Origin of the sequence: Pseudomonas sp. AA-38 (genome assembly GCF_029457475.1) — a bacterium.
Taxonomy (GTDB): domain Bacteria; phylum Pseudomonadota; class Gammaproteobacteria; order Pseudomonadales; family Pseudomonadaceae; genus Aquipseudomonas.
Genome location: NZ_CP120359.1, coordinates 2910166 through 2936001, shown reverse-complemented (window position 1 = coordinate 2936001; position 25836 = coordinate 2910166). Strand labels below are relative to the sequence as shown.

Genomic DNA, 25836 nt, shown 5'->3' with positions numbered 1-25836 from the left:
GGGAGGGTGAGTTGCCCTGGCGAGCTTCGGCGTCGATCGAAATGAGGTCGGCACTGTTCAGGTCGGAGGAACCGAGAGCGGCGCGCACGACTACTCATCACTTTTTATACCCCTGGGGGTATTTTGTTGGGTATGAGCTTAACTGTATTCAGGGCGTCGCTGGTAGATCGATATGGAATAGCCGTACTGAGCGTCTTGTGCCAATGCCATAAGCGAAGGACGGGCTCGGATCATGGCAGAAATCTGCATGCTTTCAGCGCTGCGTCTTTGTCGAGGCGTGTGTTCCACGGTGGGTTGGCTATCAGGTGTACTTGGTGAAGATTTCGCGCACGCGTTGCAGGGAGTCTTCGGGGTTCTGCTCAGGGTCGAGCATGGCCTCTTCGATCAGGCAGGTCAGCATCAGGCGGTAGGACTTGTCCAGTGCGCTGCGTGCCGCCGAGAACTGCTGGGCGATGGCGGCGCAATCCTCGCCACGTTTGATCATCGCCTGGATGCCTCTGATCTGGCCCTCTACCCGGGCCAGACGTTTGAGCATCGCGTGCTGCTGTTCGAGCATGCGGGCGCGCAGATCGGTATTGTCCGTCATGGTGTTTCCTGTGCAATGGGGCGACTGAGGGTGAAAGCGCCGCGCAGTTCGCCAAGCTGATAGCCGCGGGCCTGATCCTGCGGATAGTACTGGTCAATGGTCGCTTGCACCTCTGCTTTGATCGCCGTGCCGTGGCAGGCCAGGCACGGCTCGCCCACGGCGATGGCCTGCATGTAGCGGTACTGGCCGTCGACCTCTTCGCCATGGCGTAGTTCTTTTATCGGCGTGCCGGCCTTGGCCGCGCTGGCGAAGCGTTCGAGCACGGTTCGCTCCCAGGCATCAGGTGCGTTGTCTGGATTGCGTACCTTGAGCGAGGTACGGCCCACCTGCCAGGCGTGCTGACTGTGCTCGCTGGCAATCTGCGGCGCCAGTGCCTGGCAGGCCTGCACGGCGGCTGTTGGCCCACCGTCGGCGATGGCCTGGCGCACGGTGCCCAGCAACTGTTCGGCGAATGGCGGGATCTGCGCGGCCGCTTCGTCTTGCCAAGGCGTGGCAGCCTGTGCGGCGGTGCAGGTGAGCAGGGCGGTGAGCAGGAGCGGGCGCATGATCGAACCTCATAAATACTGGTGGGAGTATTTATGCATGAAATGCATCGGCTGTCATCGCTTGTGGCTGCGACATTCTGACCCTAGGGGCTGAGCTCAGTGCTTGGCGCCGTCGGTGGGCAGGGCCAGCAGTCGCTTTTCCTGGTTCCAGTCGAAGGGTTCGTCGTTCTGTTCGGCCTCGAAACGGCGCTCGTCGAGAGCCTGGTACAGGGCAATCTCGTCGTCTGGCATGAAATGCAGGCAGTCACCGCCGAAGAACCACAGCAGATCGCGTGGCACCAGGTGGGCGATCTGCGGGTAGCGGTGGAAGACCTGGCTGAGCAGATCCTGGCCCAGGTACTGGCTGGACACCGGGTCACGCGGCAATTCGGCGAGCAGTTCATCGTAACGCTCGAGGAACAGGGCGTGGCTGTCATCGAGCACCTGTTCGGCTTCGCCCAGGGCGACGAGGATGTCGCGCAGGTGCTTGAGCAGGGCGAGGTGATGGTCGAGATGGCTGGCCATGGCGGGAATTCCTGAAGGGCAAAACGGGCGCAGGAGTATAGAGAGCCTGGCGCCCGCCCGCTATTGGATCATTGCGCCGACAGGCGGATCGGTTTGCCTTCGTTGGGCCACAGTTGCAGTTGGCCGAGGGCGTTGAAGTCCCAGCGGCGCACCTGGCTGAGCGCATCGAGGAAGCGCCGTTCCTGTTCCATCAGGGCTGGCGCGCACAGCTTGCGTGTACTGCCTGGAGTATCGAAGCGGATGGCATCGTCCTGCAGGCTGTAGCCGGCGAACCAGTGGTTGCAGCCAGCATTGCCATGGGCACGGCCATCGGCGGCGAAGGTGATGGTCAGGTGGCTGCGGTCGATCAGGGGGCGGGCGCCGATCCACTCCACGCTGTAGCTGTGTTCGGTCTGCAGGTGCGGGGCATCGCTGGCGCAGCCGACCAGGGTGGCTGCGAGCAGGGCAAGGGGTAGAGCGGGTTGCATGTGAGTCACTTCTCCTGGCAGGTGGGGCAAAGATGGCGTTGGTTGTCCTGGCGCCAGCCCAGCTCTGCGATGCGGGCCTGGGCGGCTGGCGTCTGCGCGGCCTTGCCGAGGGCGGCATCGACGGCGAACTCGAAGTCCAGGCGCTTGCCGCAGGCGTCGCAGTCGACCTGCCAGCTATGGATGGCCAACTCCTTGAACTGCGGTCCTTTGCATACCGCCAGCCACTGGCCGGGTGGGTTGATCAGATGGCGAACCTTCTCCACGGTCAGGCGCATGTGCAGGTCGCGGCTGCCCTTGAGGGTGACCAGCAGAACGTCGTCGGCCTGGATCGAGCCACCGTTGCCGGTGACCTGGTAGCGCCCGGGTGCCAGGGCGCGGCATTCGGTGAGGGTGTGTTGCGGGTTGAGCAGGGTGTAACGGAAATCGTGTTCGGCCATGGGTCCTCCGGATCAGCCGGCATGCTATCACGCGCCGGCTGGCGTCTCACCGCGTGGCGTGCCATCTGGCATCGCCGCCGCGACTTCGCTGAGGCGGGCGATGGCAGCGTCCAGCTCGTCCAGGGCGAGCTGAGCTTCGGGGTCATCCTGTTTGAGCAGGGTTTCGCTGCGTTGGCAGGCTGCGCGCAGTTGCGGTACGCCGCAGTAACGGGTGGCACCGTGCAGGCGGTGCACTCGTTCGATCAGTGCGGTGCGTTCGCCGGCCGCGCGTGCCTGGGCGATGGCCTGACGGTCGCCTGGCAGGCCGGCGAGCAGCATGCTCAGCATGTCGGCCGCCAGGTCGGCCTTGCCGGCTGCCAGGCGCAAGCCCTCTTCGGCATCCAGCACTTTCGGTTGCTGGGTCGGCGAGGGTAGCGACTCGGGCGCCTTGCTCAGGTTCTGGTTGCGCAGTGACAGCCCAGTCCACTTGAGCACCACCTGGGATAGCTGACGTTCGCTGATGGGCTTGGTCAGGTAGTCGTCCATGCCGCTTTGCAGCAGGCTGCGTTTCTCGTTGGCCAGGGCGTGGGCGGTAAGGGCGATGATGGGGGTCGGCGGCTGACTGTGAGTGGTTTCCCACTGGCGGATCGCCTCGGTGGTCTGGCGGCCGTCCATGCCGGGCATCTGCACGTCCATGAAGACCAGGTCGAAGCTCCTGTGCTGGAGGGTTTCCAGCGCGGCATGGCCGCTGTCCACGGCGCATACCTGGGCGCCGAGGTGCTCGAGCAGGGTCTGCACCAGCAGCAGGTTGGCCGGGTTGTCGTCGACGCACAGCACATGGGGCTGGCGGCTGCTGCCGGGGCTGGAGATGCTTTCGTTGATCTGCCGTTGCGGGCAGAGCATGTCCATCAGGGTCTTGTGCAGTTGCCGGGTGCGTGGCGGCTTGGCCTGCAATTGCCTGTGGGCATCGGGCAGGGCGTCGTGGTATTGCCCCAGCTCGGTGGTGGGGCATAGCACCAGGGCCTTGCAGCCAAGCTGTTCGAGGTCGTGGATGTGCCCGGCCAGTTTGCCTGGGGCGACCTGTGCGATGGTCAGGCCCAGTACCGCCAGGCAGATCGGCTGTTCGCGCTGCTGCTGGCTGGTCACAGCGTCGAGCAGGCTGTCCAGGTTGCCGAAGCTTTCTACCTCCAGGCCGCAGTCTTCCAGTTGATGGGCCAGGGCCTGACGCGCCAGCTCGTGCTCTTCCAGCACGGCCACGCGGCGTCCTTGCAGCGGCGCGCGCGGCAGGTCGTCAGCGTCGTCACGGGCTTTGGGCAGGCTCAGGGTGACCCAGAATTCCGAGCCTTCGCCCGGGGTGCTGTCGACCCCGATTTCGCCGCCCATCTGCTCGATCAGGCGTTTGGAGATGACCAGGCCGAGGCCGGTGCCGCCGGTTTGTCGGCTCAGCGAGTTGTCGGCCTGGCTGAAAGCCTGGAACAGCGAGCGCAGGTCTTCATCGGAGAGGCCGATGCCGGTGTCCATCACGCTGATGCGCAATTGTGCGCTGTCCGGGCTTTCGTCCTCGACCATGGCGCGGATGACGATGGTGCCCTCGTGGGTGAACTTGATCGCGTTGCTCACCAGGTTGGTCAGCACCTGCTTGAGCCGCAGCGGGTCGCCGCGCAGCGCCAGCGGGGTGTCGCGGTAGATCAGGCTGACCAGCTCCAGACGCTTTTCGTGGGCGGCCGGGGCGAGGATGGTGAGGGTATCCTGCAGCAGGTCGCGCAGGTTGAAGGGGATGGATTCGAGCACCAGCTTGCCGGCCTCGATCTTGGAGAAGTCGAGTACCTCGTTGATGATGCCCAGCAGGCTGTCGGCGGATTTTTCGATGGTCGACAGGTAGTCCTGCTGGCGTGGGCTGAGTTCGCTCTTCTGCAACAGGTTGGTGAAGCCGAGGATGCCATTGAGCGGAGTGCGGATCTCATGGCTCATGTTGGCGAGGAATTCGGACTTGATCCGGCTGGCTTCCAGAGCCTCCTTGCGCGCGAAGTCCAGCTCGATGTTCTGGATCTCGATGGTTTCCAGGTTCTGCCGCACGTCTTCGGTGGCTTGCTCGATGCTGTGCTGCAGCTCTTCCTGGGCGTTCTGCAGGGATTCGGCCATGCGGTTGATGCCTGAGGCCAGCTCATCCATCTCGTGGCTGCCCAAAGGTGGCAGGCGAGTTTCCAGATGGCCGTCCTTGAGCTGGGCGACCCCGGCCTTGATGGCCAGCAGCGGCTCGTTGATGCTGCGGCTCATGCGCAGGGCGAGCAGGGCGGTGACGGCGAGGCCACCGACGATCAGCAGCAGGCTGGCGAACAGGCTGCGATAGCCGCTGAGCAGGGTGCCCTGGTGCGACAGTTCCAGCTCCACCCAGCCGAGCAATTGCACGTTGCGGCTTTCATCGGGCTCGCGGTTGAGTTCCAGGTAGCGGTCGTAGACCGGCAGCAAAAAGCGCGTGGCATCCTGGCCGGTGAGACGGCTGAGGCCGGTTTCGTTGGCCGGCGCCGGGTTGAGCATGCTCGGCCCGGCATGGGCCAGGGGCGTGCGCTGCGGTGTGAGAAAGCCGACGGCGCGTACATCCGGGTGCTCCAGAGCCTGGCGAGCGATGCGTTCGAGCTTCTGCGCATCCTGTTGCTCCAGCGCCGGGGCGGCCAGGGGCGCCAGGTGTTCCACCAGCATCTCGCCGCGCTGCTGTAGCTGAGCCTGCAAGCCGGATAGCTGCACCCAGGTGAAATAGCTGCCCAGCACCAGAGCCAGCAGGCTGGTGGGGAGCAGGGTGAGCAGCAGCACGCGGCCCTTGATGCCTAGATCCTTGAACACGGGGTTCCTCCTTCTTCACATGCGCGCAGTGTAGCGATTCAGCGCGGTGGAATCTGTAGATGAGCGCTGCTGCGTTAGCGGTTAGAATGGTTCTCATTAGTACCCGCCTGGTTTTCTCATCATGATGATCCCATCCACCACTCCGGCTCGTATTCTGGCGGTCGAGGATGACCCCCTGCTTGCCAGCCATTTGCATGCTCACCTGAGCGGTCGCGGTTTCGCGGTGACCTTGAGCCATGATGGCGACGAGGGCTTGCAAATGGCCGAACGCGAAGACTTCGACCTGATCCTGATGGACATTTTGCTGCCCGGCATCGACGGCCTCGAGGCTCTGCAGCGTTTGCGCCAGCGGCGCAGCGTGCCGGTGCTGCTGATGTCAGCGCTGGGCGACGAGCAGAACCGCATCGCCGGTTTCAGTCAGGGCGCCGACGATTACCTGCCCAAACCCTTCAGCCTGGGTGAGCTGAGCGTGCGCGTGGAGGCTATCCTGCGTCGCGTCGCCTACGAGCGGCGCGAGCAATTGCCGAGCGGCGAAGAGGGTGATCTGCAGTTCGACGAGAGCCGCAGCGACGTGCTTCATGGCGCCCGTTGGGTCGGCTTGACGCCCAGCGAATACCGAGTGCTGGAGCTGCTCTGGCGGCATCGCGACGAGGTCTTGAGCAAGGCCTTCCTCTATCAGCAGGCCCTGCGCCGCGCCTACTCGCAGCATGACCGCAGCCTGGACATGCACGTCAGCCACATCCGCCGCAAGTTGCTGGCCGCCGGCTACGCTGCGGCGCGGGTGGAGACGGTCTGGGGCAAGGGCTACATGCTGGTGCAGGTGGGCGCTTGAGACTGCCCCACCGGCATTCGCTGCTGTGGCGCCTGACGGGGGCGCTGGCATTGTTCTGCCTGCTGTTGGCCAGCCTGTATGTCGACCTCGGGCGTCTGCTGCTGGAGGCATCCTCCTATCTGACTCCATCGACTCGGCAGGTGCTGCGTGGCTACGCCCAGCAGGCCGAAACGGCCTGGCGCCAGGACGGTACCCCTGGTGTCGATGCCTTCCTGCAGCGGCTGCAAGCACAGGAGTCGGTCTGGGCGGTGGTGGTGGATGCCGACAAGGCCTCGCTGTCCTCGACGCCGTTGACGCAGGAGGAGCGTCAGCGTCTGGACTTCGTGCGCAGCCTGGACTTCTCCGTGGGGCGCCCGGGTGGAACGCCCGCTTTCCATATCCCTTTCAGCGACGGCCAGGGGCGCCTGGTGCTGGAGCTACCCAGGCACCTCGATCCGCGACGCTACAGCGATTTGTGGAACCTGTTGTTGCAGCGCGTGCTGCCGGCGCTGCTGGCGGTGCTGTTCGGCCTGGTGCTGTACCGCGTGCTGATTGCCCCCCTGGCCAGTCTGCAGCGCCAGGCGGCAGCCCTGAGCGCCGGTGATCTTTCGGCGCGTCTGGGGTCGAGGATGAAGCGGCGACGCGATGAACTCGGCGAGCTGGCGCGTACCTTCGATCACATGGCCGAACGCCTGGAAGGGACTGTGGCTTTCCAGCGCCAACTGTTGCGGGATCTCTCCCACGAACTGCGCACGCCGCTGGCTCGCTTGCGCGTGGCCGGCGAGGGCGAGCAGGACGCCGAGGCCCTGCGCCAGCGCCTGGCGCGTGAAGTGCAGGAGATGGAAAAACTGGTCGGCGACGCACTGGAGCTGGTCTGGCTGGACACCGAAAGGCCCAGCCTGCCGCTGGAGGAGGTGGACGTCGTCCGGCTGTGGGACGTGTTGCGGGAAAACGCCGGCTTCGAGACCGGCTGGCCCGTCGAGCGCATGCCCTGCGACCTGCCGGCCGACTGCCGGGTGCTGGGCCATCTCAACGGCCTGGCGCAAGCCCTGGAAAACATCCTGCGTAATGCCATTCGGCATTCGCCACCAGGCGGCGTGGTGCGCCTGGCCGGCCGGCGCGAGGGCGGGCAATGGCTGCTATGGATCGAAGACCAGGGCCCAGGTGTGGCAGAAGGCGAGCTGGAAACCATCTTCCGCCCCTTCACTCGACTCAGCGCGGCGCGCCCGGGCGGTGATGGCTTCGGTCTGGGCCTGGCCATCGCACGCAGCATGATCGCGACCCAGGGCGGCGAGCTGTGGGCGGAGAATGCCGCGCCTGGTTTGCGGCTCAGGCTGCGCCTGCAAAGTGTATAGATCGTAAATTCGATTTACTCTCAAATGACAATAAATACTATTTGCGCCTGACCCGAGAGGGCTGGCAGCACGTGGTACTCCTTTTCGCCGGATGCGCATTGGCGATGGGCCTTTGACCATCGGCGAAGCTGCCACGGCCCTCTCGCTCCATCTCGGCTATCGCCTACAAGTGTTTCCGCCGGTTGCGGCGGGCATGGCGCCAGGGCTTCGAGATGGGTCAGCCAGCGTAGCCAAGGTCCACGGGGAGTGCAGGGTGCCAATGCCTGTGCAGGACGGCCGCTGGCAACACGCCGACCATTCGATCACAGGGAGCCATCCACATGTCACTCATCCCGCGACGCCTCGCTGCAGCGCCTCGGCCTGGTTTCAACAAGAGCGCACTGGCGGTCACGCTGGCCTCACTGGCCTGTGCGGCAGGAGCCAACGAGGCATCCGAGCAACTGCAGCTTGGCACGCTGGTGGTCAGTGCCACCGGCTTCGAGCAGAGCGTCAAGGACGCCCCGGCGACCATCACCGTCATCTCCGCCGAAGAATTGCAGAAGCGCTCGTACACCGATGTCACCGACGCGCTGAAGAACGTCGCCGGGGTGCAGGTGGCAGGTGGCGGTGTGGAGCGCTCGATCCAGATCCGTGGCATGACCGCCGGCTACACCTTGCTGCTCATCGACGGGCGACCGCTGCAGGGCAACGATGCTTTCGGCCTCAATGGCACCCAGGCCGGCACGCCGATCAACTTCCTGCCGCCGATCGAGGCGATCGAGCGTATCGAAGTCATCCGCGGCCCGGCTTCGTCGCTGTACGGTTCCGATGCCATGGGCGGGGTGGTCAACATCATCACCAAGAAGATTCGCAACGAGTTCGCCGGCAGCGTCACCGCCGAATACAGCATGGCCGACGGCGCCAACCAGGTGAACGAGGACGGCTACCAGACCAGCGCCTACCTCAATGCGCCGCTGATCGAGGACGTGCTGGCGTTGCAGCTCAACGGCTCCTTCCTGCATCAGGACGAAAGCCACTTCCAGGGCGGCGACGACAGCGCAGCCTCCGATCCGCGTTACAGAAGAAGCAACCTGGGCGGCAAGCTGGGCTGGAACATCGACGAGCAGAACCTGGTCACCCTCAACTACAACGAGGCGCTGCAGCGCCGCTGGGCCCATCCAGGCAAGAGCCTCGCAGCGGCCGAAGAGCCCAGCTTCAACGAATCCATCCTCAAGACTTACGCCATCACCCACGAGGGGCGTTACGACAACCTGCTGCTGGACAGTTACGTCAACTACGACAGCTCGGAGAACCCCACTCGGGTCAATGCCAATACCGGCAATGGCATCGAATTCAAGGTGCTGACCGCCAATACCCAGGCGACCTACTTCCTCGGCGACCATGCCCTGACCGGCGGCCTGACTCACAAGTACGAAGAACTCACGGACGGCGCCAGCAGCGGCCTGCGCCCGCCGGTGGTGGCGGTTGCCGACGCGGTGGTGGAGATGGAGCGCTACCAGAACTCGCTCTTCTTCGAGGACAACTGGAGCCTGACCGACGACCTGGCGCTGACCCTCAGCGCCCGCTACGACGACAACGAAGCGTTCGGCAGCCAGGTCAGCCCCAAGGCCTATGCCGTCTACCACCTGAACCAGAACTTCACCCTCAAGGGGGGGGTGACCTCCGGCTACAAGGCGCCCAGTTTGCGTCAGGCTGCCACCGACTTCGGTTCCAGCTCCCGCGGCGGGGTGATCATCGGCAACCCCGAGTTGACCCCGGAAACCAGCCTCAATCGCGAGATCGGCATTGGCTACGAGAACTTCGACCTGGGCATCAACAGCACCCTGACCCTCTACCAGACCGATTTCAAGGACAAGATCAATCGCACCGGCCGCATCTGTGCGCAGAACCAGCCCTGCGTGTACAACGGCGCCACCTACCCGGCGCATCAGTACGGCTATACCGCCTACGAGAACGTGGATGAAGCGCAGCTCCAGGGCGTCGAGTTCACTCTGGATTACCAGATCCTCGACAACCTGATGTATCGCCACAGCTACACCTACACCAGCACCGAGCAGAAGTCTGGCCAGTACAAGGGCGAGCCGCTCAACGACATGGCCAAGCACATGTTCAACGCCTCGCTGGACTGGCAGGCGACGCAGCAGTTGAACCTCTGGACGCAACTCAACTACCGCGGCGAGACCTCCGGCCGCTGGCAGACCGGCACCAGCGGTGCGTCCAGCAACGGTGTGACCTACCCGTCCTACACCTTCGTCGATGTCGGCCTGGTGTACAAACCGACTCGCGACCTCAGCCTCAAGTTCGGCGTGTACAACCTCAGCAACAAGGCAGTCACCACCGAGGACGACTACGCCTACAACCTCGATGGCAGGCGCTACGTCTTTGGCCTGACGCAGAACTTCTGATCGCCAGTCCGGGACATGGCCACCCCGGCGCCTGCCGGGTGGCCATGTCGTCGCGTCGTGGTCGCTTCAAGGCTTGCAACCGATCATGGCGTGATGAAGCGACGGGTTCGGCGTATCATGACTGCCCTTCGCGTCAGTCTGGATTCGAGCGACCCATGACCCTGCAATTCCCCACCATTGCCGACTGCATCGGCAACACCCCGCTGGTTCGTCTGCAACGCCTGGGCGGTGACACCAGTAACACCCTGCTGGTCAAGCTGGAAGGCAACAACCCGGCCGGCTCGGTCAAGGATCGCCCGGCGCTGTCGATGATCAACCGCGCCGAACTGCGTGGCGACATCCGCCCCGGCGACACCCTGATCGAAGCCACCAGCGGCAACACCGGCATTGCCCTGGCCATGGCGGCGGCGATCAAGGGCTACAAGATGATCCTGATCATGCCCGACAACTCCACCGCCGAGCGCAAGTGGGCGATGACCGCCTATGGCGCCGAGCTGATCCTGGTCAGCAAGGAAGAGGGCATGGAAGGCGCCCGCGACCTGGCCGAGCGCCTGCAGGCCGAAGGCCGCGGCAAGGTGCTCGACCAGTTCGCCAACGGCGACAACCCCGAGGCCCACTACAGCGGCACCGGCCCGGAGATCTGGCGCCAGACCGGCGGCAGCATCACCCATTTCATCAGCTCCATGGGCACCACCGGCACCATCATGGGCACCTCGCGCTACCTCAAGGAGCAGAACCCGGCCATCCAGATCGTCGGCCTGCAGCCGCAGGAGGGCGCGGCCATTCCCGGCATCCGTCGCTGGCCGCAGGAGTACCTGCCGAAGATCTACCAGGCCGAGCGTGTCGATCAGGTGGTGGACATGGGCCAGGACGAGGCCGAGCAGGTCATGCGCCGTCTGGCGCGGGAGGAGGGCATTTTCTGTGGCGTGTCGTCCGGCGGTTCGGTGGCGGCCATGCTGCGCCTGTCGCAGCAAGTGGAGAACGCGGTGATGGTGGCGATCATCTGCGACCGTGGCGACCGTTACCTGTCCACCGGCGTCTACCAAGATCCGGCGCCCTGATGGCCAGGCGCAATTCGGGCCTGCGCTTCCAGCCCAGTGGTGGCAGTCGCGCGCAGGCCCTGCCGGTGGGCAAGAAGCAGCCACTGCAGATCGAGCGGCAGGCCGGCGATGGCCGGGGCATTGCCTTCGAGGGCGGGCGCACCTGGTTCGTCAGCGGTGCCCTGGCAGGTGAGCGGGTCGAGGCGCGCGTGCTGTCCGCGCGCAGCCAGACGGTGGAAGCGCGTGCCGAACGTATCCTGCAGGCCAGTCCGCAGCGGCGTGCGCCGCTCTGTGCCCATGCCGGACGCTGTGGCGGCTGCACCTTGCAACATATGCCGCATGGCGACCAGCTTGCGCTCAAACAACGCACCCTGAGCGAGCAACTGAGCCGCCTGGGCGGCGTGCAGCCCGATGACTGGGCGGTGCCGTTGGTCGGCCCCGAGCTGGCCTACCGGCGCCGAGCACGCATCGCCGTGCGCTGGGATGCCCAGGCGCGTCACCTACAGGTGGGCTTTCGCGCCGAGGCCAGCCAGGAGATCGTCGATATCCAGCACTGCCCGGTGCTGGTACAGCCCTTGCAGACCCTCCTCGAAGCGTTACCGGATTTGCTGCGACAGTTGAGCAAACCCCAGGCGCTGGGCCATGTCGAGCTGTTCAGCGGTACGCAACAGGCGCTGTTGCTGCGCCATACGGCGGCATTGAGCACGGACGACCTGGCTTTGTTGCGCGAATTCTGCGCGGCGCAGCAGGTGCAGCTCTGGTTGCAGGGCGAGGGTGCGCCACAGGCCGATGATCCGGCGCAAGCCCTGGGCTTCGCCTTGTCGCGTTGGCAGTTGGAACTGGCTTATCGGCCGGGGGATTTCGTCCAGGTCAATGCCATGATCAACGAGGCGATGGTGGCGCAGGCGCTAGACTGGTTGAACGTGCAGCCCGGCGAGCGGGTGCTGGATCTGTTCTGTGGCCTGGGCAACTTCGCCTTGCCCCTGGCCCAGGCGGGTGCCGAGGTGGTGGCGGTGGAGGGTGTCGAGGCGATGGTCGAGCGCGCTGCAACAAATGCCGCGCGGCAAGGTCTGGAGCAGGTGCGATTTTTCCGTGCCGATCTGGCTCGCCCCCTGGCTGAGGCGGCCTGGGCCGATGATGGCTTCGATGCCATCCTGCTCGATCCGCCGCGTGATGGGGCACTGGAAGTGGTACGAGGTATTTCGGCCTTGGCGGCCAGGCGTCTGGTCTATGTATCCTGCAACCCGACCACCCTGGCGCGTGATGCCGCCGAGCTGGTCAGGCAGGGCTATCGCCTGCGCCGTGCCGGCATCCTCGACATGTTCCCGCAGACGGCGCATGTCGAAGCCATGGCGCTGTTCGAGAAGGGGTAGCGGCACGTCAGGTGCCACGAGACTGCGCAGGACGTGCACTCTTTCAGTCAAACCGACCGGCTCGGAGAAGGCCGGCGACTATTCGGTGTTGTGTAGGCGCACCGTAGGGAAGGTAGGTAAGAAGATGGTTCAGGTCAGAGCGCACCAGCCGATCAACGATGACGGCAGCATCAACCTCGACGCCTGGGTGGCGAACGTGGTTCGTATCGACCCGGCGCTCGATGCCCAGGCGCTGAAGGAGGCTTGCGAGTTCGTTCGCGAGGTCGAGCAGCAGGCCAATGCCGGCCAGCATCATTGGAGCGAGGGCGCGTCGATCTTCAGCGCCGGCCTCGACATCGCGGAAATCCTCGCCGATCTCAAGCTCGACCAGGACTCGCTGGTCGCCGCAGTGATCTATCGCGGGGTGCGTGAGGAACGTATTCCCCTGGCCCTGGTGCAGCAGCGCTTCGGCGCAGTGGTGGCCAAGCTGATAGAGGGCGTGCTGCGCATGGCGGCGATCAGCGCCAGCATCAACCCGCGCGAGTCGGTGGTGCTGGGCTCGCAGACCCAGGTGGAGAACCTGCGCAAGATGCTCGTGGCCATGGTCGATGACGTGCGCGTGGCGCTGATCAAGCTGGCCGAGCGCACCTGCGCCATACGTGCGGTCAAGGAGGCCGACGAGGACAAGCGCCAGCGCGTGGCGCGCGAGGTGTTCGATATCTACGCGCCGCTGGCCCACCGTCTGGGCATCGGTCATATCAAGTGGGAGCTGGAAGACCTGTCCTTCCGCTATCTGGAGCCGGAACAGTACAAGCAGATCGCCAAACTGCTGCACGAACGCCGCCTCGATCGCGAGCAGTACATCAACGATGCCATGGCCCATCTGCGCCAGGAATTGGAAGCTACCGGGATCAAGGCCGACATCAGCGGCCGGGCGAAACACATCTATTCGATCTGGCGCAAGATGCAGCGCAAGGGCCTGCAGTTCAGCCAGATCTACGATGTGCGTGCGGTGCGCGTGCTGGTGCCGGAGGTGCGCGACTGTTACACCACCCTGGGTATCGTGCACACCCTGTGGCGGCACATTCCCAAGGAGTTCGACGACTACATCGCCAACCCCAAGGAAAACGGCTACCGCTCGCTGCACACCGCCGTGCTCGGCCCGGAAGGCAAGGTGCTGGAGGTGCAGATCCGTACCACTGCCATGCACGAGGAGGCCGAGCTGGGCGTTTGCGCGCACTGGCGCTACAAGGGCACCGATGTCAAATCCGGCTCCAACCACTATGAAGAGAAGATCTCCTGGCTGCGTCAGGTCATCGAGTGGCACGAGGAACTGGGCGATATCGGCGGCCTGGCCGAACAGCTACGCGTGGATATCGAGCCGGATCGGGTTTACGTCTTTACTCCCGACGGTCACGCCATCGACCTGCCCAAGGGCGCCACGCCGCTGGACTTCGCCTACCGTGTGCACACCGAGATCGGCCATGGCTGTCGCGGCGCCAAGATCAACGGGCGCATCGTACCGCTGACTTACAGCCTGCAGACCGGCGAGCAGGTGGAGATCATCACCAACAAGCAGGGCTCGCCGAGCCGCGACTGGCTCAACCCCAACCTGGGCTATGTCACCACCAGCCGTGCGCGGGCGAAGATCGTGCATTGGTTCAAGCTGCAGGATCGCGACCAGAACGTCGCCGCCGGCAAGCAGTTGCTCGAGCGCGAACTGGCGCGCCTGGCCCTGCCCAGCGTGGACTTCGACAAGCTGGCGGAAAAGGCCAACCTGAAGACCGCCGAGGATCTGTTCGCCGCCCTCGGTGCCGGCGACGTGCGCCTGGCCCATGCGGTCAACCTGGCGCAGCAACTGGCCGAGCCGGATCGTGGCAACGAGCAACTGGAACTGATCCCACGCAAGGCCCTGGGCTACCGCCCGGGCAAGCGTGGCGACATCCAGATCCAGGGTGTCGGCAACCTGCTGACGCAGATGGCCGGCTGCTGCCAGCCGCTGCCGGGCGACCCCATCGTCGGCTACATCACCCTCGGCCGTGGCGTCACCATCCACCGCCAGGACTGCCCCACCGTGCTGCAGCAGGCCGGGCGCGAGCCGGAACGGATTATCCAGGTGAGCTGGGGGCCGGTGCCGGTGCAGACCTACCCGGTGGAAATCGCCATCAAGGCCTACGACCGTTCCGGTCTGCTACGCGACGTCACCCAGGTGCTGCTCAACGAGCGGCTCAACGTGCTGGCGGTCAACACCCGTTCGGACAAGAACGACAACACCGCGACCATGTCCATCACCGTGGAGATTCCCGGTCTGGACGCGCTCGGGCGCCTGCTCGCGCGTATCAGCCAGCTCCCCAATATCATCGAGGCGCGTCGCCAGCGTGCCAATTGAGCGGCAAGCTTCAAGCCGCAAGCTGCAAGAAAGTGCATGAGCTTTTAACTTGCAGCTTGAGGCTTGCCGCTTGCAGCCCAGGAGCTCTTATGTACCAACTCGACGATCTGCTGCACCTGATGGCGCGCCTGCGTGATCCGCAGCATGGCTGCCCGTGGGATCTCAAGCAGAACTACGCGAGCATCGTGCCCTACACCCTCGAAGAGGCCTATGAAGTCGCCGATGCCATTGAGCGCAGCGATTTCAAGCACCTGCCGGGCGAGTTGGGCGACCTGTTGTTCCAGGTGGTGTACTACAGTCAGTTGGCGCGGGAGGAGGGGCGTTTCGACTTCGCCCAGGTGGTCGATGGCATCACCCGTAAGCTGGTGCGTCGCCACCCCCATGTATTCCCCGATGGCGACCTGTATGGCGCGCCGGATGCCGCCAAGCTGGAAGAGGCCGCGATCAAACAGCGCTGGGAAGAGCTGAAGGCCGAGGAGCGTGCCGAGAAGGCCGCCGCCCCCGAGCAGCTTTCCCTGCTCGACGACGTGCCTACCGCACTGCCGGCCCTGAGCCGCGCCGCCAAGCTGCAGAAGCGTGCCGCCCAGGTCGGCTTCGACTGGCCCGAAGCCCTGCCGGTGGTGGACAAGGTGCGCGAAGAGCTGGACGAAGTGCTCGAAGCCATGAGCGAGAACGACGCCGAGGCGGTGGCCGAGGAGATCGGCGATCTGCTGTTCGTCGTGACCAATCTGGCGCGTCACCTCAAGGTCGACCCCGAATCCGCCTTGCGCGCCGCCAACGCCAAGTTCGAGCGGCGCTTCCGCTTCATCGAACACAGCATGCGGGAGGCCGGGCGCAGCATGGAAGGCTGCTCGCTGGAGGAGCTGGACGTGCTCTGGGGGGAGGCGAAGAAACTGGAAAAGCAGGCGCCCGGCCATTGAGCTGGTAGCCCGGATGCAATCCAGGAACCATGGCGCCATGTATTTCCCGGATTGCATCCGGGCTACGGCTTGGCTTCCGTGCTGGAGCCCTGGCCTCTTAGCCCTTATGCTGGGCATCTTTCATGGTGGCGCCACTGGCGCTGCCCGGTCTGAATCAAGTGTGGGATCGTTAAGCTATGGGTCTTTCCCTGCGCGACCAGCTACTCAAAGCCGGTCTGGTCAATGAAAAACAGGCCAAACAGGCCGGCAAGCAGCAACAGAAACAACAGCGTCTGGCCAAGAAAGGCCAGGCCGAAGTGGATGATTCAACCCGCCAGGCCGCTCTGCAGGCCCAGGCGGAAAAGGCCGCGCGTGATCAGGAGCTGAACCGCCAGCAACAGGAAAAGGCCGAGCAGAAGGCCCGTGCCGCGCAGGTCAAACAACTGATCGAGCGCTCGCGCCTGCCCAAACTGCAGGGCGAGGATTACTACAACTTCGTCGACGACAAGAAGGTCAAGCGCCTGGCCGTCAACGCGATGATGCGCAACAAGCTGTCCAACGGCTGGCTGGCCATCGTCCGTCATGGTGGCGGCTACGAGGTGATTCCGCGTGAGGCGGCGCTGAAAATCCAGGAGCGTGACCCGTCGCGCATCGTCCTGCTCAATACCCATGTCGAAGCGCCGGATGCCGACGATCCTTACGCCGCGTATCAGATTCCCGATGACCTGATGTGGTGATGGCCGGTGGCTAGCGACCATTCGTCGTGCCGGGCTAAAGTCTGCGCCGAGCATGCCGTTAGCCTCGGCATATCCTCTGCCTGAGTACATCGCCATGAACCCGCTGGCTTCGCTCAACTCCTCCGCCTCACGTCTCGGTCAGCTCAACCAGGGGGCTGCGCGCTCGGCCAGTACCGACGCCCAGGCCACGCTGGCCAACCGTCTGGCTGACAAGCTCGGCCTGCAATCCGGCGCGCTGGGCGGCAAGCGCGAGGACTTCACCCCCGAGAAGGTGGCCGGGCGTGTGCTCGGCTTCATCGAGCAGCGCCTGCAGAGCGAGGCCGCAGCCGGTGCTGACCCGGCCAAGCTGGAGAAGCTGCTCGGGCAGGCGCGCGAAGGCGTGGAGAAGGGCTTCGCCGAGGCGCGCAAGATTCTCGACGGCATGGGGGCCCTGACCGGCCAGGTGGCCAGTGATGTCGACGACACCTACAAGCGCATCCAGGATGGCCTGAGCGACCTCGACAAGCGTTTCGCGGGTGGTGCCACTGCGGCTACGCCTGAATCTTTCGCGGTAGCCGGGCAGAGCCAGCGCTTCGCTGCCCAGGCGCAGACCTTCGACCTGCAGGTGACCACCCGTGACGGCGACAAGCTGCGCATCTCGGTGGCGCAGGCGTCGGCGAACTGGTCGAAGAGCAGCTTCGCCGCCGCCGGCGATGGCAAGGGGTCTGCTCTGGTTGCCAGCAAGGAATCCGGCAGCCTGCAGATCGGTGGTTGGCAGGTGGAGGTGGACGGCGAGCTGGATGACGACGAGGTCAAGGCGCTGGAGAAGCTGTTCGGCCAGGTGCAGGAGCTTTCCGACAAGTTCTATGCCGGCGATCTGTCCGGTGCCTTCGATCGTGCCATGGCTTTGAACATGGACGGTGAGCAACTGGCGTCCATGTCCCTGCACCTGACCCAGACCACGGTGCGCCAGGCGTCCGATGCCTACGGTGCGGTGGCCGGGCAGGGCGCCAGCGCCACTAATACCGACTTGCAGGAGTACGCCAAGGGCCTGCTCGATGCCCTGCGCAGTGCCGGGGATCTGAGCAAGGACGCCGGTGGCCTGCTCAAGGATCTGCTCAAGGGCGGTTTCTCCCTCGACGAGCGCTTCGATGCGCCGCGCCTGGAAAAGGCCGACAACCTCAATCGCAGCCTGATCGACGGCTTGCAGTCGCTGCTGGCCGCTCAGCCGGACAAGGGCGCCGACGCGAGCTGATCGACGCCGATGCTAAACTGCGCACCTTGCTGATAGTGAGGTGCGCTCATGACGCCTGAATGCCAATTGTTCGGAACCCTGGGCTGCCACCTGTGCGAGGTGGCCGAGGCGCTGCTCATGCCATTCGTCGAGCATGGTCTGTTGGTCGAACTCATCGACATCGCCGAGGATGAGGCGATGGTCGAGCGTTATGGATTACGCATTCCCGTGCTGCGTCGTGAGGACACGGGCGCCGAGCTGGACTGGCCCTTCGATGCCGAACAGGTGGTGGCCTTTCTGAGCTGACACCTTTGGAGCGTCTTTGTGGGAGTCGGTTTTGATATCGGGCTGGCAATACGGTGTTGGTTGTTCTTGTGCCAGTTCTTACGCTTGTTCCGAATTGCCGCGTTTTTGCTGACGTTTTGGGTTTCGCCCTCCCGGGCGAGTCACTTTTGACGGGCAAAAGTAACCAAAACCCTCCGCCCGGTCATCCGGCCCTCGCTGCGCGAGGGTTCGCTCACTCCATCGCCGTTCCAGAGGCCCGCCACGGTGGGCCATCCCTGGCCCATCGTGGCTCTCGCGACATCCATGTCGCTCAACCTCTTCCACGACGATTGCGTTCGCCCTCCTGGGCGGGCTCTGCACGCGCCTGAACCTGCGGTAACCCAGAACTAGCGTGGAGTGCTTGAACATGGGGCAGCCATAGGGCTGACCGGCATGCCGGCTGCAAGCCGGCAAACTGAAACTATGCGAATGAAAGTTTTGGTTTAACTCGACGACCCAGTCGCGACTTCACAGTTACCCGAACACGCCGGTCATGCCCGGAATAACTGTACGTTCAGGCGCGCTAACTCCCCCTTCAGGAGGCCGAGCGTAGGCATTGCGCAGGGGGCGAGCGGCATGGATGCCGCGAGAGGCTTAAAGGGCCAGGGATGGCCCTTGTAAGCCGACCCCGGAGCGGTGCCGGAGTGAGGGAAGTCGAGCGCAGCGAGACCCGGATGGCGGGGGTGCGTTTCTTTTGCTTACTTTTCTTTGCGCTGGGCGGCAATCCGAGTTCAAAGAAAAGTGAGTCGCCCGAGGGGGCGAAACAAGGAATCCCCCGCAAACACCGCAGCGGTGTCCAGAACACCCAACAAGCCACCAAACCAACACACAAACTTGCCAGTCCGGTATCAAACCAGCCGTGCCCCATAAACCGCAGGCAATAAAAAACCCGCCGATTAAGGCGGGTTTTTCGATTTGGTCGGAGAGACAGGATTCGAACCTGCGACCTTCTCGTCCCGAACGAGACGCGCTACCAAGCTGCGCTACACTCCGAATGTGGTCGGTATTCTACCGAAAAACTTTTACCGCACAAGGGGTTAGCCTGAAAATTTTCTACGCGCCTACCTGACGATGCCTCTCGGTGTCGGGCCTGCGTGGCAGGCCCTGTACCTGGATCAGAGTTCCTTGACGGTGCGCACCTGATCCTTGTTGATCGTCGCGCGTTTGCCGTCGAGTTGCTCGAATTCGTAGAAGCCGGTTTCGTCGTCGTAGTCGGGGGTGTCCACGGTCTGGATTTCGCGACCGTCGTTGAGGGTGATCACCGAGGGCGTGGAGCAGCCAGCGAGTGTGGCGAGTCCGAGAGCGAGGAACAGGGCGGGGAGGGTCCGTTGAGTCATGTTTTGTCTCCTTGGATCATACGGGTGCTTACCCGGCTTCAGACGTGGCAAAACCATCCAAGTTCCCAGCATAGCCGAGCTTTTCAAAGACTTTCGAGGATCTCGGGCGTGTTGACATTGGCCAGTCTGGGGTCGCCCACAGGGCAGTCGAACGCCACTGCCGCGTGTTGCATGAACCAGCGCTGCGGGCTGCGCTGGCCCTCGTGCCAGGCCTGTTCGAGGTCGCCCTTGAGACGGGTCGGCAGCAGGCACAGCAAGGGCTCCCAGTACTGCCCCTGGCGCACCACCACCGGATGCTCGCCGGCGCGCGCCAGCAAGCCATCGAGCAGGGCACGATCCACCAGCGGCGCATCGCAGGGCAGCACCAGAAGCTGGGAGTGGTGTGCGCTGGCCAGCCCGGCGCGGATGCCGGCCAGCGGGCCCTGGTAATCACTGTCGTCATCCGTGACCAGGCGGTCTGCGTAGGCGGCGTAGGCGTCCAGGTTGCGGTTGCAGGAGATGATCAGGTCATCGCTGAGCGGGCGCACCTTTTCGTGCATCCAGGCGATCAGGGGGCGACCCTGCCAATGCAGCAGGCCCTTGTCGCGCCCGCCCATGCGCTGTCCGCGTCCGCCGGCCAGCAACAGTACCGAGCACTTCGGGGGGGCAGGGTGTGGCAGGGGCATGGGCAGTCTCGTCGTGGTGGGCTGTGATATAACACCGGCCATTGTCTACCAATTGGAAGCCTGCCATGAAGCACAAAGCGGATGCGCTATTCGTGCCGTTGAACATCGCCGTCCTCACCGTCAGCGATACCCGCACTCTGGAAACCGATACTTCGGGGCAATTGCTGGTCGAGCGCCTGAGCGGGGCCGGGCACAACCTGGCCGACCGTGCCCTGCTCAAGGACGATCTTTACAAGATACGCGCCAAGGTGGCGACCTGGATCGCCGAGGATCAGGTGCAGGTGGTGCTGATCACCGGCGGCACCGGCTTCACCGGGCGTGACAGCACACCCGAGGCTGTGGCCTGCCTGCTGGACAAGCAGGTCGATGGTTTCGGCGAACTGTTCCGCCAGATTTCCCTGGCCGATATCGGCACCTCGACCGTGCAATCGCGCGCACTGGCCGGCATGGCCAATGGCACCCTGGTGTGCTGCCTGCCGGGTTCGACCAATGCCTGCCGTACCGCCTGGGACGGCATTCTTGCCGAGCAACTGGATGCGCGTCATCGCCCCTGCAACTTCGTGCCGCACCTGAAGGCGGCGGCTGCCTGCGAGAGCCGTGGATGAAAGGTGGTGATCAACCCGGGCTGATGCCGCTGGAGGTCGCGCAGGCGCGTTTGTTGCAGTTGGCCGCGGAAACGGCAGTGCCTGAGATCGAGTCGCTGCCGCTGCAGCAGGTCGATGGCCGTGTGCTCGCCACGGCGCTGGTCGCCGGCCTCGACCTGCCGCCCTGGGCCAACAGTGCCATGGACGGTTATGCCCTGCGCCTGGCCGACTGGCAGGGCGAGGCGCTGCCGGTCAGTCAGCGCATCCAGGCAGGCTGCGCGCCCGAAGCGCTGGTGCCCGGCACCTGTGCGCGGATCTTCACCGGTGCGCCCTTGCCGGCTGGCGCCGATACCGTGGAGATGCAGGAAAACGTCGAGCTGGACGAGGCCGGGCGTGTGCGTTTCCTGCAGGCCCTGCGTTCGGGTCAGAACGTGCGGCCGCAGGGGCAGGAAACCCGTGTCGGTGACTGCGTACTGCCGGCTGGCACTCGCCTGGGGCCGGTGGAGTTGGGCCTGGCTGCTTCCCTCGGGGTCGCCACGCTTGAAGTACGGCGGCGCCTGAAGGTGGCCGTGCTGTCCACCGGCGACGAACTGGTCGAGCCGGGCCAGCCGCTTGGGCCGGGGCAGATCTACAACAGTAACCGCCGCCTGCTGATCGCCTGGCTGCAGCGCCTGGGCTGCGAGGTGGTCGATGGCGGCATCCTGCCCGACGACCTGGCTCTGACGCGCCAGGCGCTGGCAGACCTGGCCCAAGTCGATCTGATTCTGTCGACCGGCGGCGTCTCGGTCGGGGAGGCTGACTATCTGGGCGTGGCCCTGCGCGAGGCGGGCGAGCTGACGCTGTGGAAGCTGGCGATCAAGCCGGGCAAGCCGCTGACCTTCGGCCACTACCAGGGCGTGCCGGTGATCGGCCTGCCGGGCAACCCGGCCTCGACCCTGGTGACCTTCGGCCTGCTGGCGCGGCCTTACCTGTTACGGCGCATGGGCGCGCAGCGGGTCGAGCCGCTGGCGTTCGAGATGCCGGCCGGTTTCGTCTGGAACAAGGCAGGCAAGCGCCGTGAGTACCTGCGCGCGCGTATCGAGGCGGGCCGTGTGGTGCCCTATGCCAACCAGAGCTCTGGTGTGCTGCTCAGTGCGGCCTGGGCCGAAGGCCTGGCCGAGGTGCTGGAGGGGCGAACCCTGGGCGAGGGTGATCGCCTGCGTTTCATTCCCCTCAGCGAGATCCTGAGCTGATGGAATCTGCATTGTTGCGCGTGGCCGAGGCTCTCATGGCGGCCCGTCGTGTGCTGTTCGTGACCGGCGCCGGGCTCTCGGCCGATTCCGGCTTGCCCACCTATCGCGGTCTGGGGGGCTTGTATAACGGTCAAACCGATGAGGGCCTACCCATCGAAGCGGCGCTGTCCGGCCCGATGCTGCAGCGCGACCCGGCGTTGTGCTGGAAATACCTGGCCGAGCTTGGGCGCGCCTGTCTGGGTGCTGCGCCCAATGCCGGGCATTTCGCCATTGCCGAGCTGCAGCGACGTATACCGGAATGTTGGGTGCTGACGCAGAACATCGATGGTTACCATCGCCAGGCCGGCAGCCCGACAGAGCGCCTGATCGAGATTCATGGCGAGATGGCGCCGCTGTACTGTCTGTCCTGCGGCGCGGAGGATGCTGAACTGCTGGCGCATCTGCAGCGCCCCTTGCCGCCGCGTTGCGAGCAGTGTGGGGGTGTGCTGCGCCCGCCGGTGGTGCTGTTCGAGGAGATGCTGCCGGAGTCGGCCATTGGCACCCTGTACGCCGAGCTGCGCCAGGGCTTCGACGTGGTACTCAGCGTGGGCACCAGCTCCAGCTTTCCTTATATAGTCGAGCCGGTGTTGCGTACGCGCGAGCGCGGCGGGCTGACGGTGGAGGTCAATCCGACCGTCACTTATCTCAGTGGTAGGGTGGATATTCGTCTGGTTGGGCGGGCCTTAGATGTGCTGCCGAAACTACTGGGTCACATTTGCAGCGATAGAATTTGCAAATAGCCGCGATAGGAGGCATAGTCGCCCACTAATCCAGTTTCCATCGACACGGTCGTGCCCATGCTAAAACGCTTCGCACCCCTCGTGCCCCTTGCACTCACGGTCTTTCTCGCTGCCTGCGCCGGCCATCAGCCGCAGTCGCATGACCGCGATACGCTCGCCTCTCAGGCGAGTCTCCCGTCTCGTCCGGTCATGCACCTGGACGAGGAAATCAGCGACGCAGAAGCCGCTGCCAGCCTCAACGAAAAACCCTACGAAATGCCGCAGCTGGCCGATAGCCTGCTCGAACTCGGGCGTTCGCTGATCGGTACGCGTTACCGTTATGGCGGCACTTCGGTGCAGTCAGGCTTCGATTGCAGTGGTTTCGTCGGCTATCTGTTCCGCGAAGAGCTGGGCATGCAACTGCCGCGCTCGACCCGTGACCTTATCAAGCTGGATGCGCCGAAGGTGGCGCGCTCCGAGCTGGAGCCGGGTGATCTGATCCTGTTCAACGATCGCGGTCGTGGCCGTGTCAGCCATGCCGGCATCTATATCGGCGACGATCAGTTCATCCATTCCAGCAGCCGCCGCAGTGGGGGTGTGCGCATCGACAGCCTCGACGACAGCTACTGGAACCGCAGCTACCTGCAAGCCAAGCGCGTACTCGCCCTGGCACCCCAGGAAGGGCCGTCCAGACAGCATCCCTGACGCCCCTGGCGCAGCCTCCGGGGTTGCGCCGTTCGTCGCGAGCCGGCAGAGTAGGGCGCACTCAGGCTCTGGATCGTCTCGTCAATGCCCGCCACCACCCGCATCGCCCTGTTCGCTCTCCTTGCCTTGCTGGGTGCCTGCAGCAGCCAGGCGCCTGTCCCTCAGCCCGTGTACACGCCCGCGCCCGTCCTCGGCAACGCCCAGGGCGGCGCCGACGACGTGCTGTTCCGGGCCCTGGGCCTGGTTGGCACGCCGTACCGCTATGGCGGCAACACGCCGGATGGCGGTTTCGATTGCAGCGGCCTGATCGGCTATGTGTACCGTGACGCCGCCGGCATCAGCCTGCCACGCTCGACCCGCGAACTCAGCGCCATGCGCACGCCCAGCGTCGGGCGTAATGCGCTGCGCAGCGGTGATCTGCTGTTCTTTGCCACCAATGGCGGCGGTGTCGTCAGTCATGCCGGTATCTACGTCGGCGAGGGGCGCTTCGTGCATGCGCCATCCACGGGCGGCACCGTGCGCCTGGACAGCCTCGACAATCGCTACTGGAACAAGACCTATCTGAGCGCCAAGCGCGTGATCACGCCCGAGCTGGCGCACAATCCCTGAGGTCGGCGGCCCGTCATTGATGCTCGATGCGGTTGCGCCCGGCGTGCTTGGCGCGGTAGAGCGCCAGGTCACTGCGTGTCAGCGCGGCTTCTGCCGTGCGATCCTCCCCGCTTAGTGTCGCCACGCCGATGCTGGTGGTCAGCAGGATGCGCTGTTCCCCTTGCAGCAAGGGTATATGCAGCAACTCCTGCTGGATACGCTGGGCGAAATGCAGGGCATCGTCGAGGTTGGCGTCGTTGAGCAGCACGGTGAACTCCTCGCCGCCGATACGGCCGGCGATATCGCCCTTGCGCAGGTGCTTGCGCAGTATCTCGGTGAAATGGCGCAGGGCCTGATCGCCGACCGCATGGCCCCAGGTGTCGTTGATCCGCTTGAAATGATCGAGGTCGAACATCAGCAGTGCGGCTTGCCGCGCGAGTGAGCGACGCAGGCGCGCCAGTTCGGCGTCCAGTTGGCGAATGAAGTGGCGACGGTTGGCCAGTTGGGTCAGCGAGTCGGTGGTGGCCAGCAGGTTCAGTTCGGCTTCGATGTTCTTGCGTGCGGTGATGTCGGTGACGAAACCGTGCCAGAGTACGCTGCCATCGGCCTGTGGCGTGGGCCGGGCAGCACCCATGCGCCAGGCGATTTCACCGCTGCTGCGACGAATGCGGTATTCCAGGTGCCAGGGGCTGAGCGCCTGGGACGCCTTGCTCAATGACTTCAGATAGAGGGTCAGGTCGTCCGGATGGATCAGTGCCTGCACCTTGTCCGGCGCTGCGCATAGCTCGGCAGGCGATAGCCCGTAGATTTCCTGCGCGCCGGCGCTGACATAGGTGAAGTGACCATTGCCTGTGGTCTGCGCATGGTACTGGAAGACCATGCCGGGGATTTCGTTGCTCAGCGCGCTCATCATTTCGGCGCTTTGTTGCAGGCGTTCTGCCAGACCACGCAGGGCGCTGATATCGGTGGTGGTGCCGATCATGCGCAGAGGCGTGCCGTCGGCGTCGCGTTCGACCACCTTGCCACAACTACGCACCCAGCCGTAGTGACCGTCGCGATGGCGGATGCGATGTTCCACTTCGTACTTGGCGCTACGCTGCTGCAGATGATCGGCGATGGCGTGCTGCACGCCCGGCAGGTCTTCGGGGTGGACGCGGGCATAGCTGTCCTGGATGTCGTCGCCGATCTCGTCGTCCGCGTAGCCGAGCAGGGCCTTCCAGCGCGTCGAGTAGTGAATCCTGCCGCTGCGCAGGTCGCGATCCCAGATGCCTGTGTCACTGCCGTCGATGGCCAGGCTCATGCGCTGTTCACTCAGGCGCAAGCTGTGCAGCTCCAGGCTCTGCGCCAGCAGATTTTCCAGGCTGGCCTGGAGATCCGCCAGGCAGGCGTCGTCCAGATTGCGGGGTGGTTGGCGATGGAGCAGACAAAGCAGGGCCTGGTCACCCAGCAGCGGAAGTAGGGTAAGGCTCTGCAGCCCGTGTGCGGTTTGCAGTGAATGCCAGTCGGAGGCTGCTGGCAGCTCGCTGAGAGCGAGGTTGCGTCTGGTAGCTGGCCAGGCATCGAGGCTCAGGCGGATATTGCCGTCAACGGCCTGGCCGACGCAGGCGCTGATCCGCTCTTGAGCGGGCGGCCCTTCGAGGAGCAGGGCGCTGTCTGCGCCGGTCTGGGCGCAGGCCAGGCGTAACAGCGGCAGGCAGACCTGGGCGAAAGGGCGTGGCCGCGATTCGGGTGTATCGGGGGACGGCATGGGCTTCACGCTCCTGAGATAAATCGTGCTCTGTTCGCCCTTGGGGCGATCTGCAACCAGATGCGTGTCGTGAAACAGTTTAGGGTCTGTTGCTGCATCGTGCCATCGCGGCATCGGGCCTGGCCTGGCCGGGCAGGCCATCGCGGGCATCTGATCGATTTCGTGAACTGCGTCATATGCGATGCTGGCAAAGTGCCTGCCGCCTGTTTAGAATCGCTGCGCTTGCAGGATGCACTCCCCTGGGTTTCGTCGTAAGCCCCCAGCCATGGAAGACTCGATGTTGCATGCCCTCGTTCCAACACACTCTCAACCCTTTTCCCTTCGCCAGCCCTGGTC

At 64.6% G+C, this 25836-nt stretch carries 24 protein-coding genes and 1 tRNA gene; 15 read left to right on the top strand and 10 right to left on the bottom strand.

The features are described 5' to 3' along the window. Window positions 1-301 precede the first annotated feature (301 nt). The 6 genes from PVE35_RS13390 to PVE35_RS13365 all read right to left on the bottom strand — a co-directional run bounded on the left by PVE35_RS13390 (window position 302) and on the right by PVE35_RS13365 (window position 5359). A complete protein-coding gene (locus PVE35_RS13390) occupies window positions 302-586 on the bottom strand; it encodes a metal-sensing transcriptional repressor (RefSeq protein WP_277372079.1) in 285 nt (94 codons plus the stop codon). After that, the gene (locus PVE35_RS13385; protein WP_268183434.1) at window positions 583-1131 is read right to left on the bottom strand and encodes a DUF3365 domain-containing protein; all 549 of its coding nucleotides are present in this window, start codon (window positions 1129-1131) and stop codon (window positions 583-585) included. The genes PVE35_RS13390 and PVE35_RS13385 overlap by 4 nt, the downstream gene beginning before the upstream one ends. A gap of 96 nt (window positions 1132-1227) precedes the next feature. Further along, entirely contained in the window at window positions 1228-1635 is a 408-nt protein-coding gene (locus PVE35_RS13380; RefSeq protein ID WP_268183436.1) for a PA2817 family protein, read from the bottom strand. Window positions 1636-1703: 68 nt separating this feature from the next. Next, the gene (locus PVE35_RS13375; protein ID WP_268183438.1) at window positions 1704-2102 is read right to left on the bottom strand and encodes an META domain-containing protein; all 399 of its coding nucleotides are present in this window, start codon (window positions 2100-2102) and stop codon (window positions 1704-1706) included. Between the two features lie 5 nt (window positions 2103-2107). Next, window positions 2108-2539, bottom strand: a complete 432-nt coding sequence (locus tag PVE35_RS13370) for a hypothetical protein (RefSeq protein WP_277372078.1) — start codon at window positions 2537-2539, stop codon at window positions 2108-2110. 27 nt (window positions 2540-2566) lie between these two features. Continuing rightward, on the bottom strand, window positions 2567-5359 hold the full coding sequence (locus PVE35_RS13365) for a response regulator (RefSeq protein WP_268183441.1): 2793 nt from the start codon (window positions 5357-5359) through the stop codon (window positions 2567-2569). Between the two features lie 121 nt (window positions 5360-5480). On the opposite strand from PVE35_RS13365, the gene PVE35_RS13360 reads away from it, so the two are divergent. The 10 genes from PVE35_RS13360 (at window position 5481) to PVE35_RS13315 (ending at window position 17866) form a co-directional block, all read left to right on the top strand. Further along, on the top strand, window positions 5481-6191 hold the full coding sequence (locus PVE35_RS13360; protein WP_277372077.1) for a response regulator transcription factor: 711 nt from the start codon (window positions 5481-5483) through the stop codon (window positions 6189-6191). Then, on the top strand, window positions 6188-7525 hold the full coding sequence (locus tag PVE35_RS13355; RefSeq protein WP_277372076.1) for a sensor histidine kinase: 1338 nt from the start codon (window positions 6188-6190) through the stop codon (window positions 7523-7525). Before PVE35_RS13360 ends, PVE35_RS13355 begins: the two co-directional genes overlap by 4 nt. A 320-nt stretch (window positions 7526-7845) precedes the next feature. Then, window positions 7846-9930, top strand: coding sequence for a TonB-dependent receptor (locus PVE35_RS13350; protein WP_277372075.1), 2085 nt, complete (start codon window positions 7846-7848; stop codon window positions 9928-9930). Between the two features lie 155 nt (window positions 9931-10085). Continuing rightward, window positions 10086-10991: a cysteine synthase CysM gene (gene cysM / locus PVE35_RS13345; protein WP_277372074.1), complete on the top strand. Its 906-nt coding sequence runs from the start codon at window positions 10086-10088 to the stop codon at window positions 10989-10991. Beyond that, window positions 10991-12343, top strand: a complete 1353-nt coding sequence (rlmD, locus tag PVE35_RS13340) for a 23S rRNA (uracil(1939)-C(5))-methyltransferase RlmD (protein WP_277372073.1) — start codon at window positions 10991-10993, stop codon at window positions 12341-12343. The genes cysM and rlmD overlap by 1 nt, the downstream gene beginning before the upstream one ends. Before the next feature lie 124 nt (window positions 12344-12467). Then, a complete protein-coding gene (relA, locus tag PVE35_RS13335; RefSeq protein ID WP_268183449.1) occupies window positions 12468-14711 on the top strand; it encodes a GTP diphosphokinase in 2244 nt (747 codons plus the stop codon). An 89-nt stretch (window positions 14712-14800) separates the two neighbouring features. Further along, window positions 14801-15631 carry a nucleoside triphosphate pyrophosphohydrolase gene (mazG, locus tag PVE35_RS13330; protein WP_277372072.1) on the top strand — a complete coding sequence of 277 codons (831 nt, stop codon included), beginning with the start codon at window positions 14801-14803 and terminating at the stop codon, window positions 15629-15631. A gap of 176 nt (window positions 15632-15807) precedes the next feature. Beyond that, a complete protein-coding gene (locus PVE35_RS13325; RefSeq protein WP_268183451.1) occupies window positions 15808-16347 on the top strand; it encodes a DUF2058 domain-containing protein in 540 nt (179 codons plus the stop codon). A gap of 94 nt (window positions 16348-16441) precedes the next feature. Then, a complete protein-coding gene (locus PVE35_RS13320; RefSeq protein ID WP_277372071.1) occupies window positions 16442-17581 on the top strand; it encodes a DUF5610 domain-containing protein in 1140 nt (379 codons plus the stop codon). A 48-nt stretch (window positions 17582-17629) separates the two neighbouring features. Beyond that, window positions 17630-17866 carry a glutaredoxin family protein gene (locus PVE35_RS13315; RefSeq protein WP_277372070.1) on the top strand — a complete coding sequence of 79 codons (237 nt, stop codon included), beginning with the start codon at window positions 17630-17632 and terminating at the stop codon, window positions 17864-17866. A gap of 934 nt (window positions 17867-18800) precedes the next feature. Here the strand turns inward: PVE35_RS13315 and PVE35_RS13310 are convergent. The 3 genes from PVE35_RS13310 to mobA form a co-directional block, all read right to left on the bottom strand. Further along, a tRNA-Pro gene (locus PVE35_RS13310) sits at window positions 18801-18877 on the bottom strand. Window positions 18878-18999: 122 nt separating this feature from the next. Further along, window positions 19000-19221 carry a YgdI/YgdR family lipoprotein gene (locus PVE35_RS13305; protein WP_268183456.1) on the bottom strand — a complete coding sequence of 74 codons (222 nt, stop codon included), beginning with the start codon at window positions 19219-19221 and terminating at the stop codon, window positions 19000-19002. Window positions 19222-19304: 83 nt separating this feature from the next. Then, window positions 19305-19886, bottom strand: coding sequence for a molybdenum cofactor guanylyltransferase MobA (gene mobA / locus PVE35_RS13300; RefSeq protein ID WP_277372069.1), 582 nt, complete (start codon window positions 19884-19886; stop codon window positions 19305-19307). 65 nt (window positions 19887-19951) lie between these two features. Here mobA and moaB point away from each other — a divergent pair, with 65 nt between their 5' ends. The 5 genes from moaB to PVE35_RS13275 all read left to right on the top strand — a co-directional run bounded on the left by moaB (window position 19952) and on the right by PVE35_RS13275 (window position 23774). Further along, window positions 19952-20491 carry a molybdenum cofactor biosynthesis protein B gene (gene moaB, locus PVE35_RS13295; RefSeq protein ID WP_268183461.1) on the top strand — a complete coding sequence of 180 codons (540 nt, stop codon included), beginning with the start codon at window positions 19952-19954 and terminating at the stop codon, window positions 20489-20491. Beyond that, window positions 20488-21702, top strand: a complete 1215-nt coding sequence (gene glp, locus PVE35_RS13290) for a gephyrin-like molybdotransferase Glp (RefSeq protein WP_277372068.1) — start codon at window positions 20488-20490, stop codon at window positions 21700-21702. Before moaB ends, glp begins: the two co-directional genes overlap by 4 nt. Next, window positions 21702-22481 carry an NAD-dependent deacylase gene (locus PVE35_RS13285; protein WP_268183464.1) on the top strand — a complete coding sequence of 260 codons (780 nt, stop codon included), beginning with the start codon at window positions 21702-21704 and terminating at the stop codon, window positions 22479-22481. The genes glp and PVE35_RS13285 overlap by 1 nt, the downstream gene beginning before the upstream one ends. 57 nt (window positions 22482-22538) lie before the next feature. Continuing rightward, a complete protein-coding gene (locus PVE35_RS13280) occupies window positions 22539-23165 on the top strand; it encodes an NlpC/P60 family protein (RefSeq protein WP_277372067.1) in 627 nt (208 codons plus the stop codon). 84 nt (window positions 23166-23249) lie between these two features. Continuing rightward, window positions 23250-23774 (top strand): C40 family peptidase, encoded by a 525-nt coding sequence (locus tag PVE35_RS13275; protein WP_268183468.1) that lies wholly within the window; start codon window positions 23250-23252, stop codon window positions 23772-23774. A gap of 13 nt (window positions 23775-23787) precedes the next feature. On the opposite strand, the gene PVE35_RS13270 is transcribed toward PVE35_RS13275, so the two are convergent. Continuing rightward, a complete protein-coding gene (locus PVE35_RS13270; protein WP_277372066.1) occupies window positions 23788-25500 on the bottom strand; it encodes a sensor domain-containing diguanylate cyclase in 1713 nt (570 codons plus the stop codon). Between the last annotated feature and the right edge of the window lie 336 nt (window positions 25501-25836).

Coding starts and splice junctions, on each gene's coding strand:
- PVE35_RS13375 (WP_268183438.1), bottom strand. CDS start 2,102: ATGCAACCCGCTCTACCCCTTGCCCTGCTCGCAGCCACCCTGGTCGGC.
- PVE35_RS13385 (WP_268183434.1), bottom strand. CDS start 1,131: ATGCGCCCGCTCCTGCTCACCGCCCTGCTCACCTGCACCGCCGCACAG.
- PVE35_RS13325 (WP_268183451.1), top strand. CDS start 15,808: ATGGGTCTTTCCCTGCGCGACCAGCTACTCAAAGCCGGTCTGGTCAAT.
- PVE35_RS13380 (WP_268183436.1), bottom strand. CDS start 1,635: ATGGCCAGCCATCTCGACCATCACCTCGCCCTGCTCAAGCACCTGCGC.
- PVE35_RS13285 (WP_268183464.1), top strand. CDS start 21,702: ATGGAATCTGCATTGTTGCGCGTGGCCGAGGCTCTCATGGCGGCCCGT.
- cysM (WP_277372074.1), top strand. CDS start 10,086: ATGACCCTGCAATTCCCCACCATTGCCGACTGCATCGGCAACACCCCG.
- PVE35_RS13315 (WP_277372070.1), top strand. CDS start 17,630: ATGACGCCTGAATGCCAATTGTTCGGAACCCTGGGCTGCCACCTGTGC.
- mazG (WP_277372072.1), top strand. CDS start 14,801: ATGTACCAACTCGACGATCTGCTGCACCTGATGGCGCGCCTGCGTGAT.
- PVE35_RS13280 (WP_277372067.1), top strand. CDS start 22,539: ATGCTAAAACGCTTCGCACCCCTCGTGCCCCTTGCACTCACGGTCTTT.
- PVE35_RS13305 (WP_268183456.1), bottom strand. CDS start 19,221: ATGACTCAACGGACCCTCCCCGCCCTGTTCCTCGCTCTCGGACTCGCC.
- mobA (WP_277372069.1), bottom strand. CDS start 19,886: ATGCCCCTGCCACACCCTGCCCCCCCGAAGTGCTCGGTACTGTTGCTG.
- PVE35_RS13320 (WP_277372071.1), top strand. CDS start 16,442: ATGAACCCGCTGGCTTCGCTCAACTCCTCCGCCTCACGTCTCGGTCAG.
- rlmD (WP_277372073.1), top strand. CDS start 10,991: ATGGCCAGGCGCAATTCGGGCCTGCGCTTCCAGCCCAGTGGTGGCAGT.
- PVE35_RS13390 (WP_277372079.1), bottom strand. CDS start 586: ATGACGGACAATACCGATCTGCGCGCCCGCATGCTCGAACAGCAGCAC.
- PVE35_RS13275 (WP_268183468.1), top strand. CDS start 23,250: ATGCCCGCCACCACCCGCATCGCCCTGTTCGCTCTCCTTGCCTTGCTG.
- moaB (WP_268183461.1), top strand. CDS start 19,952: ATGAAGCACAAAGCGGATGCGCTATTCGTGCCGTTGAACATCGCCGTC.
- relA (WP_268183449.1), top strand. CDS start 12,468: ATGGTTCAGGTCAGAGCGCACCAGCCGATCAACGATGACGGCAGCATC.
- PVE35_RS13360 (WP_277372077.1), top strand. CDS start 5,481: ATGATGATCCCATCCACCACTCCGGCTCGTATTCTGGCGGTCGAGGAT.
- PVE35_RS13370 (WP_277372078.1), bottom strand. CDS start 2,539: ATGGCCGAACACGATTTCCGTTACACCCTGCTCAACCCGCAACACACC.
- PVE35_RS13350 (WP_277372075.1), top strand. CDS start 7,846: ATGTCACTCATCCCGCGACGCCTCGCTGCAGCGCCTCGGCCTGGTTTC.
- glp (WP_277372068.1), top strand. CDS start 20,488: ATGAAAGGTGGTGATCAACCCGGGCTGATGCCGCTGGAGGTCGCGCAG.
- PVE35_RS13270 (WP_277372066.1), bottom strand. CDS start 25,500: ATGCCGTCCCCCGATACACCCGAATCGCGGCCACGCCCTTTCGCCCAG.